Source organism: Bacillus sp. DTU_2020_1000418_1_SI_GHA_SEK_038, assembly GCF_032341175.1.
In the GTDB taxonomy this organism is placed as follows: Bacteria; Bacillota; Bacilli; order Bacillales; family Cytobacillaceae; genus Cytobacillus.
The window spans coordinates 552,715-567,798 of the sequence record NZ_CP135435.1 but is presented as its reverse complement, the minus strand read 5'-3'; the positions used below and the strand labels follow the sequence as shown (position 1 = coordinate 567,798).

The following is a 15,084-nucleotide window of genomic DNA, read 5'->3' as shown; positions in this document are numbered from 1 at the left end:
GTTAATTTTCCGGTCAAGCTATTGTTTTTTTAATTAAATTTTCCCACAATTCTTTTGTATCTTCCCAGCTTCCTTTTGCTACTTCTCCTCGATAAATTAATTTCTCGTAACGGGAGGTAAGCTTACTCATTTCACTGGTTGAATAGAAACGGTCTACATACTGAGCATACTCTCTAAGGGTTTGCCCTTCTTTGCGATGCAGCCCGTAACGCTGCAATTCTCTTAATAGAAGCATGTATGCCTTAGGGAAGTTTTCATCCTTTTTAGTCCATTTAAACCTTAAGGCTAAATAATAAGGAAGCCATCTGCCGCGTAAGCGATAAATGATTAATAGCAATAGGGCTAAGCATATAACAGATCCTAGCAGCCACTTCCAGGCCTTTGCGAAAAATCCCTTTACAGATTGAGTAAGCTTCGTAAACGAAAAGGACGAAGCTGATTTTTCAGGACTTTCTTTTTCAATCTCAGGCTTTTCCCTTTCTTCCGGTTTTGGCTGAGTATCTTCAGGTTGGGAATTGCTCTGGGACGGCTGGTCAAAATTAAATTGAACATTGTTAGAGAAGCCCTGTGTAGGCTCGAACGGAACCCATCCTATATTAGGAAAATACACTTCTACCCATGAATGGGCATTATTATTCGTAACCTCAAAAATCCTGCGGCTATTTTCAGCAAGCCCCTTGTACTCACCCTCTGTATACCCTTTAACCCATCTTGCAGGGATACCGAGAGATCTTGCCATCACTACCATGGAAGTAGAGTAGTTATCACAATACCCTGTTTTTGTTTCAAATAAAAACTGGTCAACATAGTCGTCATCAGCACCAGGTACAGCAACATTCTTTTGATCATAAACAAAGCCTGATTTTTTAAAATACGACTCTAGCGCTCTTGCTTGTTCGAACCATGTACTCTTGCCTTCTGTTATCGTCAAGGCTAATTCTCTAACTCGTTGAGGCAATTCATCAGGAAGTTGAGTATATCTATCGATGAATGCATTATTTTGCGTACTGTTGATTTCGGAACTTGCATTCATGAGGGCAGTCACGCTATATTTCGGCACATCATAAATAACGGAGTAGTTATAAATCGTCCTAGGTACACCACTTAATAAAGTATGGATTTTTTCAGTAAAATTTTCGATTTCAAAAGAACTATCAGGATGAAAAGGTGTATCAATTCTTTTAATACCTAAAGGATATACAATATGTTTATATTCCATGGAGGCATTTATAAAGCTTATTTCCTCGACTTTGTTTACACCTTCATGATTGATAAACGAAGAAACTGGAACTACTTCCTCCATACGAAAAGGAGTGACTTCCTCTCTTGGACCAGAAGTAATCCATCCCTTCCCTGTATAAACATCTTTCGTCTCTACCTTCCAATATTGGCGTGATTCAACCTCTGCTCGAAACACAACCTGATTATCTCCTAAGAAAGGTCCCCCTAGTTGGGAATCATCCAGGCCATAGCCAATTCTCTGAACACCGCTACTCTCATCTCCGCTGCCCTTAGCATAAGATTTAATAAAAGGAACGGGGTCTGGCCAAATCGGATCTGCCTTTGGTGCAGCAAGCCCAAAAGCAACACTAATAACAATCATGACCATTAAAGGCGTCAGCCATTTGCGTGAGAGTTCGGCCCTTCTATGAATAACTTCTTTATCCATAAGTCGATATAAGGTAAGCATCCCCATAATGACAAATCCAGTAATAACGGCTCTGACAATCGCCACTTCCGCTTCGTAAGGAGTGAACGTATCAAGAACTGTAATATATATTAATGTCATGAAAAAGAAGATAAAAATCTGCCTTCTTCTAATGAGCCAGTATTGAATTAAATAAGTCATTAACCAGAGGAGAATAAAAAATAGAAAGCTTTTAAAAAAGTTACTTAAGCTAGATGTGTCCTTTTCGACAAGCAGCAATAAGCTCTTATAAAAATCCCCCATAAAAACAGGTATCCAATCTAATCTAAAAAACGATCCCTCAAAGTATAAGAAATGCAATACATAGAAAATTAATATCCATTTAATAAAACCGCTTATCAAAAAATGCGTGCCTAAATAGGCCAATAGCAGTGACACAATGCTGAAAAGGAGAAAAACCCATATATTCGATGTATCTGTTAGCTGCTCTAACGGTCTTAGCCACTCCCATAGCAACAGGAAGCCAAATGTATATAGCAGAAATGAAGCTAAATCCTTTTGGACCTTACGAGACTTCATGCTCGAGCCACCTCCGAAAAAACAGCCTTATAGTTTCCACTGTGAACTAATACAACCCGCAGTCCTCTTGCATTCGCAGCTCCCTTAAGTGCAAGCTCATCCGGTAAAAGGGATTCCATTTCATTTTTCACGATAAATATCGTCACAGAGCCATTTTTCGAAACTAATAGTCCTGCTTTTTCAATTAAGCTTCTAGTCAATTGTGCAGTGATTAGCATGAGGTTATTTTGCTGCAGTAAAAATCCTTCAGCTTCAAGAACTCGGTCTACTGGAACAGGGCTATTATCTCTCACCTTCGCCAGGTGATAGAATAATTGCAGCTGCTGGCTTTCCCCGCCTCTTGTAGGAAACGCGACTCTTTCTGAAGAAGAAGAAAGAAAACCAACCTGTGCACCTTTTTGGAGAATAGCTCTAATAATAGAGGCTGAAAAAGAAACAATGGCTTCAAAACGGCTGGTAGGCGCACAATCCATAAGAATGAACACATCGTGGGATTGTTTCTGCTCAAATTCCTTTATCATAATATCATTTCGCTTAGCTGTTGCCTTCCAATTAATCCATGAAAATCGGTCCCCAGGCTGATACTCCCTTATTCCAATAGCCATGGACGTATCTCTTTGCACACGTTCCTTTGAAGCTGTCATTCCTTGATCAAAATGGTTTTCAAGCGGTCTGTAGATTATCTCTTCATAGGCCGGGTACACCATGATTTTCTGATTTGTTCCTATGTGTATTTCTTTTTCAATTAAACCGAGGGGGTCACCCGTCTTCACCCTTATTGACTGAAAATGATGATCTCCTCTTGGCAGATCATTGATTTGATAATCCCAATGGATCTCCTTTTTAAACCAGGGAAAAAAGAAGGATTTTGCACGATTCCTTTCTTGCGAATAACGAAGCTGATCGCTGAGTTCGTCCTCTATTACGATATAAAATAAGGGGAATGACATTTTCCTTTTCATTGTAATCTCTACCTTAATTGATTCACCCGCATTATATTCATTCTTTAGGAATACACGGGATACGTGTATATGATTGAGACGATAAAAGGAAAGAAGAAGCGCATAGATCGCAAAAGGGACAAAGCTATAAAATAAAAACCAGCTGACAAACCCTCCCTGGAACATGGCGTAGGAGAATGTGACCAAGATTAAGATGTACAAAACGGCGAGCTTCCATGCCTTTCTTAAAATCGTTAATATGCGCTTCATTTACTTCACTAGCCTTTGTACTGGAACTGGCGTCCTTGCCATTACACGTTCAACTACTTCTTCTGCAGTAATGCCTTCGAACTTCGCTTCTGATTTCAAAATAATCCGATGGGCAAAGACAGCTTCCGTTAAATATTGAACATCATCTGGAAGAACATAATCCCTTCCATACATAAAGGCATAGGCTTGCGCAGCCTTCATTAAAGCAATAGAGCCCCTTGGACTAACACCTAAATAAACACTTGAATGAGTTCTCGTCCGGTTTGCCAGGTCAACGATATAGCGTTTGATCGTGTCATCCACATGAACTTGCTTTATTTTTTCCTGTAAATCTCTTAATTCCATTAAATCAATAACCGGCTCCAGCTCATCAATGGGTCTAGCCTTTTGTGCGCGATTTAACACTTCCATTTCTTCCATTATATCCGGATAGCCCATTTTCATTTTTAATAAAAATCGATCTAATTGAGCTTCCGGAAGAGCATAGGTTCCTTCGTATTCAATCGGATTTTGAGTCGCCATAACGAAAAACGGCTTTTCGAGTATATGTGTCACTCCGTCAATCGTCACACTGCTTTCTTCCATTCCCTCTAATAAAGCAGACTGCGTTTTCGGTGAAGTACGATTGATTTCATCCGCCAAAATAATATTCCCCATGATCGGACCTGGTCTAAATTGAAACTCCATTTCCTTTGGATTATAAATAGAAACCCCTGTCACATCTGAAGGCAATAAATCAGGTGTGAATTGAATCCTTCTGAAATTCGCTCCGATCGATTTTGCAAGGGAACGAACCATCATCGTCTTTCCTACACCAGGTACATCCTCTAATAAAACATGCCCTTCCGCCAACAAAGCAATTAAGCTTAATTCAGCGACACGTCGTTTTCCAATCATAACCTTCTCAATATTTGCTAAAATTTTCTCTATCATAGGATGCATGTGTTCACTAGTCATATATTTCCTCCTGTTGTGCGTCATTTCAATATTTATTCGAGAAAAAACAAAGCTACAAGCTTATATTTCCGCTTAAAATTGCCATTCCTTTACCATGTAATTAATTCGATAGATTTTGTCAAAATCCTGTAATTTTCTGCTAATCTTTTATTTGAAGAATGAACGCAAGCTTGATTAAAGAGTGATACAACTTCTATTTCTATATATTTAGTATAATACCTTTTCTAAAATACTGGAGTTCTTTTCTTATGGGAAATAAAGGGTGATTAAGAACAGTAAAAATGGAATCTCTGAAAAAGGAAGATTCAGAGATTCCACTATTTTATTAATAAGAAACACCTGTCCGTGTATGTGTCTTTTTGAATTCTTCCATATTCGGATCAAAATAAGTTTCAGTAAATTTAGCAACAAATTGATTATCTTTTAAATAACCTGCACCCCATGTCGGGTCCATCGTCACCCAGCTGCCATCAATATTCGCTTCAACCCATGCATGCCTTGCAGGCCAAAATCCGCCGCGCGCCATTCCTTCTATAAACCTAGCTTCAATATTACTTGCTCTAAGCAGCGCAATTGCTAAGTAAGCATAATCTTGGCAAACCCCTGTTTTCAGCTCCAACGTTTTCAAGGCACTGTCATCCCATTCGAATTCATCATTCTTGTATTTCCCAACATCGTAGCTAATATTTTGGGCCACATAATCGTAGATGGCTTTTGATTTTTCCCGGTCTGTGCTTTTACCGTTAGTAAGCTCCTTTGCCAGTTCTTCGATTTGAGGGGCATCTGATTGAACGCCACGGGAAGGGAGAAGATCCCGCTCATCATTAAGGGCTTTTGATTCTACTTCGAACTGCGCAAAACCGAAGTATCGGAAGTAATCACTGTTCTTTTCTTTTATTTCAGGTACACTAACTGTCACTTCATACGTACCCGGACCAAATCGCAAATAAAAAGAGTCATCAAATTGAAAATCCTTAACAGGGATAACATCTAAAGCTTCATCCTCGCCTTTTTTCGATGTAATGTAAATATGTGTTGTTTCCGGCGCAAACTCTGCTTTTGGATCAATTGAACCTTTAATGTTAAAAGTCCCTTCCGACTCTTCCCCGCCAAATAGAGGATACTCTAATGTAACTCCACGCTCCATATAAGTTTTAGAATACTCGATCGGCTTCATCGTCCGATTAGATTTGTTATCTATTAAAACCGTTGTAGCCGTTTGGTAATAATTATCCCGCTCCTTATCAGGAACTAACACTTCAAGCTTATGTACCCCTTCACCATAAAACAAAGGAATATCATAGGAAAATCCCCCATTTTTAACTGGAATCACATGCTTCCATGTTTCAGAGTCCTTATTGAGCCTGAGCATGATTGTATCCTCGTCTCTCAAACTGCCGGCCTTGCCTTTTAACTGAAAGATTCCATCCTCTTCTACAAAGCTAGAATCCAAATTTAGGGCAAGCTCAGCATCCTGACCAAAAGGAGTGTACGTAATATCCCGTTGAATTCCAGGATTTACATTATAAACTTCGAATTTGGCCGTATCATAATAATAATTTTCACGATCTGTACTAGGAAGCTGGACAGTTATTCGGTATTCGCCCTCTCCATTGAAGAAATGAATTTCCTGCTTAAATTTGCCGTCCTTAATTGGTGTGTAGTATTCATGCTTATTCCCTGCTGGTCCTTCTTCATCAGAATGGACCTTGATCCAAGCGTAATGAAATTTCAATAGGGAGTGCTTTTCGATCTCTCCTTCGACCATAATTTTTCCATTTACTGCAAACTTTTTATATTCAGGCTTCTTAAAAGTTGCACCGATCTCTTCACTGTACGAAGTCAATTTTATCGGTTCAAGTTCAAATTCTTTATTTTTCTCCTCTGCCAGTTTTTCATATTTATTTTCTTGCTTTTGTTCCTGTTTTTTAGAAGCTTTTGTCTCTGAATCACTTGGACTAGCATTACTGCAAGCTGAAAGGATAAAAACGCAGCTCAACAAACATAATAAAAACGTAAAGAAATTTCTTTTCGCACTCATTTCTTGTTCCCCCAAATTTATGTAAAAATATTTTGGTTATATTCAGTTAAACTTACGTTTGGACAATTGTTTAGTTTCTGAGTATTAATTCCTCTTTTTTACATCGACATCGTGACTAAAGACTTATCTTAACTAGGTTTCTTGGAAAAAATAAAAAAACCGGCAGGTGCGTCCTACCGGTAAAAATTTAGTGGATCTCCAATTAACAGGACTGGTTTTACCCTTGGAAGCCATTTTAGGACTTGGGCGGTAAATAAATAGACCGCTCTTTTACCTTTTAGAGCCCATTTTGAACTTTGACGGTAAATGAACTGAATTCTCTTTTACCGTAGGAGCCAAATTTGGCATTTACGGTAAATGAATTGACCGCTCTTTGACCGCAGGAGCTCATTTTGAGCTTTAACGGTAAATGAACTGACCCCTCTTTGACCTTAAGAGCTCATTTTGACCTTTAATGGTAAATGAACTGATCCCTCTTTTACCTTTGGAGCCCATTTTAAGCTTTAACGGTAAATGAACTGACCCCTCTTTTACCTTTGGAGCCCATTTTGAGCTTTAACGGTAAATGAATTGACCGTTCTTTTACCTTAAGAGCTCATTCTACCCTAGACGGTAAATGAACTAACCGCTCTTTAATACCTTGTGTGCTAATAAAAAAATAGAACAATTCATAATGATTAACTTTGTTGCAAATTATTTAACAAAGTTTTTACCCATTATCTTTCCATTCATTTCATCTATAAAAAATCTTCGGCCATAAAAATCTATTACCCCTACTTTATTTTCATTATGACTGATGCCTACATAAGGGTATCTTAAACTCCCTATTAATTCTTTATCAGGTTCCTGAATTCTCCAAAGTATTTTTCCATTGAAACTTACACCATACACATTGTCTAAAGTATGATCATCCATTGGAATGTTTAAGAGAACGATAACGACATTATTTACAACTTTTATTTCTTGAATACTTTTATCAAATTGTAAAATGTATTTACCAATGGTCAGCTCATTGCCTGCAAAAGTCACTGAATCCACTAAATTTCCTCCTCTGCATATTTCTTTCTTTTTATCGCTGTTTCTAATTTGTAAGCCGCTTCCCCAATTGCATGATTGTTACCTAATAAAGAAACCTTGAAAGGCAGACAGCCAAACAAGGTTTAGTTACCTTATATTTTAGGAATTTCAACCACAGCGCCTGGAGATTTGCTTATAAGAATATCTGGAATTTTCTCATGAGTATTTTTCCGAAATATCCATTCAATTTAAATCCTGAATATATAGGTTTTCCTGCTTTTCTAGATTTCTTGTTTAACTAAATCTAATAAAAAATCACCAAAGTCATTAGCAATTATTTCATATGTTTGGCTTTTTAACTCAACGCCTGGCACAAAAGAAACTACCTTCGGTTCTCCATTATCATCAGTTTGATTAAAATCTAAACAAAAAAGTTCATCACTTCCAGTATCATAAATAACTAAAAGGTTACTAGGAAGATTAATTTCCTTTCGTTCTGTTAAGGTATACCAAATTGCGTCTGGAACGGAGGAGTTCTCAAAATCATTGTTAATAATTCCGTAAATCTCTTGTGCCCCGAAATTACCTGCACCAAATGTCTTTAAATAATCTAAATATAAGCCCGTAAACCTTAATCCTAACTTTTCTTCAGCCAAATTTATTAATTCAATTGTACGACCTCCAACAAAGTCAGAGATTTCCTCTTCATTCAATATTATTTGCTTTGCTTTTTGATAAGTTTCAACACCCATTTTCATCCCCCATTTTCTAATTCATAATCCTTGGCTCTGTTTTTCCAGTATTCAGTTCTCCATTTATTAAATTCAGTTCTATTTATTCCCGAAGGTATAGTGTTGGGATTAATATGAATTATAGAACTATTTTCCTGATGAAACGTCTGTGTAACTTCAGCTATTGAACTCTCATTTCTCTGTGTCGTGTGATGAAGATTTACAGACTTTCCATCAGGTCCAAGTGGAGCCAAGCCCTTTTTCATTCTCTCAAGATTAGTTCTTCCACGTGCGTCTTTCATATTTGGGTCTATAATATCATCTCTTTGGTATACTTTCACATTTTTAAATTCAGTCGTTTTATTCCAATAATTATATCCATTCCCCGTACCCTTATTACTTAAAACAGTCTCTATCGATCGCTCATTTCCAAAGTCCCCAATTCGCTGTCCCTTTAGATCAAATTGGGTCCCTCCGCCTTTATGGCCGAATAGAGGATTGACAATTCCGGTTCTTATTACTGTTCCTTCAGCTAAATTAACATCCGCAATGAATTTAGGAGTATATGGCAAGGCGAATTTATCCTGGATCTCCTTTGCTGTTAATCCTTGGATGTCTTCTGCTCTCATCATCCAGCCGCCATACATCGTAGAGTTTTCGCCATCGTAGACTCTGACAAAGGTTGTTGATTCGGTTAACTCAATTTCTTTAACCTTCGTCCCTGGCTTATAGGGAGGCTGATCGTAGCCCATGGAGTCTTTCCACCATGCGTTAACTTCCTCTGCTGTTGTTTCATTAACTGTTTTTGTATTGGCCAGGTCAGGGGTGTCCTGTTTAACAGTTGCTGAACTCTTTCCCTGCTTGGTTACGCTTGAAGCAATTTCATCTCCACACGCGCATCCCATTGTAGATAACTTCGGGATAGCAAAGGTGCCTAATCCAATGACAAGGGTTGTGGTAAAGACAATGGCTGCTCGTTTGCCTGTTTGCGACCAGTCAACTTTCCCGTTTTCCTTCCATTGAATAATGGTGTCAAGTACAGCAAAAACCCCTGCTGTTATGGCACTGTATATCGTTGAACCCTTTACTGCTGCCCAAATGCGGCCTAGAACATTGGCTACCTGAGATACTGGCCGTTTCACAATTCGGGCAATAACCGTTGCCAGCAAGTTCCCCTGCTTGCTTAAAATTTGTTTTACCCCTAAGCTTCCGAAAATTCTTGCCGCTACCGGCCCCATAACTGCTCCAAGTGTAAAGTTGAAGAACAGGCTTTCGAACGTAAATGCATGCTTCCAAAGACTGCTGTCTCCTGTAAAAAGGAAATGCAGGGCGCCATGGAGAATAGTGAAACCTACCGCTCCCGCTCCTCCAAGTCCACCTAATGTTACCCAACGGAGTAATCCAGATGCTGGAATTAGTCTAAATGCTCCTAATAATCGCAGCACCCCTAAACCGCCAAAGAAAGAAATTCCTGAGGCAAGGCCGCCTGCCACCATCCCCCAAAAGCTCCTTTCTCCTGAAGCAAATGTAAACACCACTCCAGCAATCCCGAAGCCGACAGCGGCTACTATTGTACCTATAGAAAGGGCAATTCCGATGGCAGCTAAAGCCCATACACCCAGTAAAATAACACCCACCACAACTAAAATAGCTCCGATTACTTTTAAGAGAGTTTGAACCCATTCTTGTGAGAAGAAATCTTTAACTCCCTCCCATAAATCTCCGAGCCAGTCGGTAAAGCCTTCCCACTTAGGACCGAACCAATCTTTAAATTCCTCCCATCCATCCTTCATCCATGCTTTTGCATTTTCGAGCTTTTCAATAAACGCATCTTTCATTTTTTTTAAGTTATCAAATAACTTGTCAAACCATGAAGCATCACCAGTCATTGGCACGCCGCTTTTAGCATCATGCACTTCTGTCTTCCTGATTCCATTACTATCTGACTCTACCTCACCGACATTCGCTGCTGCTGGGTGAATAAATGAAAAAAGGAGCCCCATTAGGAATATGAGTGTCAGCACACTTCCTTTTACCTTAAGAAAATTATTCATGCCTTCTCCCTTCACATGTTTTTTCATGAAACAGTCGGTCACTTTTGAAAAAACACAATGATGAAGATATTGACCTTTGACTATTCATATTAAACTTAAAAACTCTTAGTTTAATCCTGGATACCGCACCATTCAAAAATGGAATCATATAAACGGATAATGATTATGAATAAAGCTCTTTTCGCAAATTTTTTATATAACAAAAATCTTTACGAAAAGAGCCTTATAAAAAAGCTAATCACACTTAATGGTAAAGGCCTTCGGTTCACCAATTTTAACCGATGCCTCAGATGTTATGGCAGAAATACTTTCATCAGATACTGTAGTAAACTTTGCCTTCCGCTCTGTCACCACGTAGACACGAAAATCCTCGCCGATAAAGTTTAAAGTTTTAACTTTATCATTTTGGTTTTCCTTTGCGAACTTTTCAGCTTCTTTTCTAGCATTATCGAAGTTATCTCTTACTGCCTCACAGGCTAGATCATTCACACCAGCATCTCCAAAGAAAAATCGCATGGCGGGATTCGCCTCAACTTCGACTGACGGACTTCTTAACCAGCTAACTACATCCCCTGGCATTGATCTTCCGCCATGACTTGCTTCTTCCTTACGAATAAAATCAGCTAATATCTCCTCTTCGGATGGCGGTTCTTCATCCTCTTTAACTGCCGCCAAAACAGCTGCAAGAAAAGCTTCCCATCTAGCTCCGAGAGCCTCTAATTCTTTTTGCGTTTCCTTTTGAAGCTCATCCTCCATATACTCCCTAGAGCTCTTCGCTGCTGCTAAAGCCGCTGCATCAGCCCCCGTTTGTGTAACACGCTTATGAATAAACACATTTGAGAAGTCAAAAAACAGCAAAGCTATAAAAATAGCAGCCATGAGCATGCCAACCATGATGATTAACATCCCGCTGCCACGTTCATTATTAATATGCTCTTTGACTCTTTTAATCTGTCTCATCAGGATCTTCCTCCATCGGCATAACGGCATCCGCAGTAAATTCGAATTCCATATCAGCTATAAATGGAAGTGCAATCACAGGTGCTTTTATATAAACCTCTACCCTAGCTTCCTTCTCACCAGGACCACCACGAACGACTGGTTTAAAGCCTGAAGCTGATCTCTCCGCAACCTTTTTCCAATCGGGATCGTGAATAGCAGCTGCCCGGGCCCCGTCCCGAGCAGCTGACTCTGCCACAACAAGTGAAAAAGCGATTAAGGCAATTTGCCAAATGATTAAGAATCCCAAAATAACAAGCGGAAACATCGCAACAAACTCAATGGCCTGTGAGCCTCTTTCATTTTTTACATACCGTTTAAAAAAAATTCTCAATTTACTCACTCCGGCTACTTATTATTAGCTGCCTCCACCACCGCCGCCAGTACCGATATTACCGATCAATTCCTCCAACTTGGATATAATTGTCTTTCCTATACTTGTGTTATCACCAATACCTGCAGCAATTGCACCCATAACAGCTAATACAACGAGACCTAGAGCCACCCATTCAAGTGCCTGCGCCCCTCTTTCATTTTTTACATAACGAGAATAAATCCCATTCACCTTAATCCAAGCTTTTAATAACATACTGATTCCTCCTCAGATTCTCTTATTTTAATCCTTCTATTTAAAGAAGGAGTCCAACCCAAAAGCAGCCGGATTATACATAATGTTTAATACAAGCAGGCCAATTATTAGACCAAATACTGCTGGTGCCACAAAAAATGTGGTGACTAATGTAATTTGCGGGCTTGCTTTTGCAGCCTTCTCCTTAGCTACAAACCCCCTTGTTGCTCTGAGGTCATCGGCTTGCAGTTTAAAAGTTCTCGACACAGGCACTCCTAGAGTGGATCCTTGAATTAAGCCATTTACAAGTGAGTGCAGCTCTTTCGATGAATTTCGATCCATTAAGCTTTGATAAGCAGAAATTCTTGGAACGCCTAAATCTATTTCTCTATTAAACCTGTCAATTTCTTCGCTCAATGGTCCTTCAAACTGCTGGGTCACTTGCTGTAAAGCATTATCTAGGCTTACTCCTGCCTGAAGAGTGACACTGACTGTATCTAAAAAGTCAGGCATCATAATGGTAATGAGCTCCTGCCTGTTTTTAGCTTTAAAGTACAACCACGCACTAGGTCCCAAAAAACCTCCTAGAATCGAAATTAACAGGATCTGTAATCCCCAAGGCATGCCTAGGAAACTATAAAAACTGCCAAATCCTAACCCTATTAAGCCTAAGACAAAACGAAAGCCATAAAAATCCTGTAAATGAAATCCAAGTGGATTTCCTGCTTCCTTCAGCATTCTTTCGTGCTTTGTTATATCAGCAAAAAATGGATATTTGATTCCTACTGGACCAGCTTTTTTCCCCCAGCGAACCAATGGCTGTATAATTCTTTCCCTTAAAGATTTTTTCTTTTTATCTTTTTGATATTGATAACCCTGGTTTTTTAATAGTTTTTCTTTCTTTGCTATATATAAATAGATATAAACAAAGCCAATAAATAGCAGAATTAATATCAATACAAACATGACGAGTGAAAAAAAGCCTAATAGTTTCATATTGACTACACCCTTATATCCGAAAGTCTTTTTATGATGAAGAATGCAAAGAAAACAATCACAGAAAAACCAGCAAAAATTAATAATCCAAATGGCGTAAACAGGACATTTAAAAATCCTTTAATAAATAAATTCATCATTAAAACCATTAAAAAGGGCATAGCGACTAAAATATAAGCAATAGATCGGCTTTCTGCTGTTACAGTTTGAATTTCTTTGTGAACGCGGCTTCTTTCCTCTAGCGTTTCCGCCATAGATGACAGTACCTCCGCTAAATTTCCCCCCACCTTTTGCTGGATGAGAATAGTACTGACAAAAATATTGATATCATTGCTTGAGACTCTTTCCCTGAACTGGTTCAAAACCATCTCTAAACTATCGCCTAATTTGAATTGATAGTTCATTTTTCGAAACTCTGATTGGCTTGGATCTTTCATATCTCTTCCTACCATTTCAATGGCTTGTGGAATCGTTTGTCCCGCTTTAATTCCGTTTGACATCATTCTGCATATTTCTGGAAGCTGTTTATTAAAGCTTTCTGTCCGTTTATTTCTCCTAGAATTTAAATAAAATCTTGATCCGATGGATACTATTAAATAGCTTACGAGTACAGACATTAATAGAAACAAACCAAACAGAAAATGATTCATAAAGGTAAATAGGGCTAGTAGCAAAATATAGATTCCCATATACTCGGAAGGCTTTAGCGTTATATTTCCTTGAATAAGCTTTTTTTTCAGCTCTGATGCAAGTTCTGATGAATCATATTTATCTCCAATCAGCAGAACAAAGCTTTTGCGCTCAAATTCATTTTCCCTATCAAACCAGTTATCCATCCGCTTATACGAGTTCCGCGTTTTCCGGCTTGATAGGATGAAAAATACGCCTGCCAAAAAACTAAATATGCTTCCTGTCAATAGTCCCCACGCCAAGCTCATTTGAGGGCACCAGCTTCTAAGATATGTTTCGAAAAATCAATCCCATATGAGATAAAACGCTGATATATATTAGGGACATAACCTGTGCCTTCAAATTCACCAAGGATTGTTCCGTCCGGAAGTGTCGCCTTTCTATTAAATCTGAATATATCTTTAGCGAATATTACCCCATTTTCTTCTACAAGCTCAGCGATATTGACAATTCTTCTTTTTCCATCAGAAAAACGGGATGTTTGAACAATCAGATCTAATGCTCCGACAAAATACCCCCTAATAACCTCAACTGTTAACGGCAGGCCAGACATAATCACCATGGATTCAAGCCTTCCTAAAGCATCCTTTGGGCTGTTTGCGTGAATCGTTGTTAATGAACCTTCGTGACCAGTATTCATTGCCTGCAGCATATCGATTGCCTCCGAGCCACGGACCTCCCCGACTATAATGCGATCCGGACGCATCCTGAGAGCGTTTTTAACGAGATGCCTAATTGTTACTTCACCTTTTCCCTCCATATTTGAAGGACGCCCTTCAAGGCGGACAAGGTTATCGTATGTTAATCTCAACTCGGCCATATCCTCAATAGTAACGATTCTTTCTCCCTGTGGAATGGAATCTGAGAGGACATTTAGCAAAGTAGTTTTTCCGCTTCCAGTACCTCCAGAAACTAAAATATTTGCTTTTGCCTTAACTGCAGCCTTTAGAAATTCAGCCATATCCTCTGAAAAACTTCCAAATTTCATCAGGTCCTCTAAAGAATAAGGGTCCTTTTTAAACTTCCTTATCGAAATAGAGGGTCCATCCACACTGATAGGCGGAATAACAGCATTCACACGGCTTCCATCCATTAAACGGGCATCTACCATCGGTGAGCTTTCATCAATTCTTCTCCCAAGAGGGGCGATGATACGATCAATAATATGCCGGACATGTTCATTATCTTTGAAGCGTACATTGCTTTTCTCTAACTTCCCTTGACGCTCAATGAAAACTTCGTATGGACCATTAACCATGATTTCCGTTATGGATTCATCCCTCAGCAAGCTTTCAAGCGGCCCATATCCCACTGATTCATTAATGATTTGTTGAATGATTTGTTCCATTTGATCAGATGTGATGATCACTTTTTCTTCATCAATCATTTGTTTTACTAAGCGTTCAATCTTTCGTTTTCGATCAATTGGAGTTAATGTCGTAATGTTTTCCAGATTCGCTTCCTTTATTAAACGGGACTTGTAATGCTTAACTAACTGATCAACTTGTGTTTCTGAAATATTCCAGTCATGCTGTAGCGCTGATTGCTTCGATCCTAGTACAGAAGCCTTTTCAACCCAGGACATTTTTTCAC

Annotated in this window: 13 protein-coding genes; all 13 read right to left on the bottom strand. The window is 38.9% G+C overall.

Features of this window, described 5'->3' with window-relative positions:
* Positions 1-13 precede the first annotated feature (13 nt).
* The gene (locus RRV45_RS03005) at positions 14-2,227 is read right to left on the bottom strand and encodes a transglutaminase TgpA family protein (protein WP_315667271.1); all 2,214 of its coding nucleotides are present in this window, start codon (positions 2,225-2,227) and stop codon (positions 14-16) included.
* Positions 2,224-3,438 (bottom strand): DUF58 domain-containing protein, encoded by a 1,215-nt coding sequence (locus RRV45_RS03000; protein ID WP_315667270.1) that lies wholly within the window; start codon positions 3,436-3,438, stop codon positions 2,224-2,226. The genes RRV45_RS03005 and RRV45_RS03000 overlap by 4 nt, the downstream gene beginning before the upstream one ends.
* Positions 3,439-4,395 (bottom strand): AAA family ATPase, encoded by a 957-nt coding sequence (locus RRV45_RS02995; RefSeq protein ID WP_315667269.1) that lies wholly within the window; start codon positions 4,393-4,395, stop codon positions 3,439-3,441.
* 325 nt (positions 4,396-4,720) lie between these two features.
* Positions 4,721-6,436, bottom strand: coding sequence for a transglutaminase domain-containing protein (locus tag RRV45_RS02990; protein ID WP_315667268.1), 1,716 nt, complete (start codon positions 6,434-6,436; stop codon positions 4,721-4,723).
* A 693-nt stretch (positions 6,437-7,129) separates the two neighbouring features.
* Positions 7,130-7,474, bottom strand: a complete 345-nt coding sequence (locus RRV45_RS02985; RefSeq protein ID WP_315667266.1) for a hypothetical protein — start codon at positions 7,472-7,474, stop codon at positions 7,130-7,132.
* A gap of 260 nt (positions 7,475-7,734) precedes the next feature.
* Positions 7,735-8,205 carry an SMI1/KNR4 family protein gene (locus tag RRV45_RS02980; RefSeq protein ID WP_315667265.1) on the bottom strand — a complete coding sequence of 157 codons (471 nt, stop codon included), beginning with the start codon at positions 8,203-8,205 and terminating at the stop codon, positions 7,735-7,737.
* A 2-nt stretch (positions 8,206-8,207) separates the two neighbouring features.
* Positions 8,208-10,238: an HNH/ENDO VII family nuclease gene (locus tag RRV45_RS02975; RefSeq protein WP_315667264.1), complete on the bottom strand. Its 2,031-nt coding sequence runs from the start codon at positions 10,236-10,238 to the stop codon at positions 8,208-8,210.
* 234 nt (positions 10,239-10,472) lie between these two features.
* The gene (locus RRV45_RS02970) at positions 10,473-11,198 is read right to left on the bottom strand and encodes a pilus assembly protein TadG-related protein (protein ID WP_315667263.1); all 726 of its coding nucleotides are present in this window, start codon (positions 11,196-11,198) and stop codon (positions 10,473-10,475) included.
* Positions 11,185-11,571 (bottom strand): TadE/TadG family type IV pilus assembly protein, encoded by a 387-nt coding sequence (locus tag RRV45_RS02965; protein WP_315667262.1) that lies wholly within the window; start codon positions 11,569-11,571, stop codon positions 11,185-11,187. The genes RRV45_RS02970 and RRV45_RS02965 overlap by 14 nt, the downstream gene beginning before the upstream one ends.
* A gap of 24 nt (positions 11,572-11,595) precedes the next feature.
* A complete protein-coding gene (locus RRV45_RS02960; RefSeq protein WP_315667261.1) occupies positions 11,596-11,826 on the bottom strand; it encodes a hypothetical protein in 231 nt (76 codons plus the stop codon).
* A gap of 36 nt (positions 11,827-11,862) precedes the next feature.
* Positions 11,863-12,801: a type II secretion system F family protein gene (locus tag RRV45_RS02955; RefSeq protein ID WP_315667260.1), complete on the bottom strand. Its 939-nt coding sequence runs from the start codon at positions 12,799-12,801 to the stop codon at positions 11,863-11,865.
* A 5-nt stretch (positions 12,802-12,806) separates the two neighbouring features.
* A complete protein-coding gene (locus RRV45_RS02950) occupies positions 12,807-13,739 on the bottom strand; it encodes a type II secretion system F family protein (protein ID WP_315667259.1) in 933 nt (310 codons plus the stop codon).
* Positions 13,736-15,076, bottom strand: a complete 1,341-nt coding sequence (locus RRV45_RS02945) for a CpaF family protein (protein ID WP_315667258.1) — start codon at positions 15,074-15,076, stop codon at positions 13,736-13,738. The genes RRV45_RS02950 and RRV45_RS02945 overlap by 4 nt, the downstream gene beginning before the upstream one ends.
* Positions 15,077-15,084 lie beyond the last annotated feature (8 nt).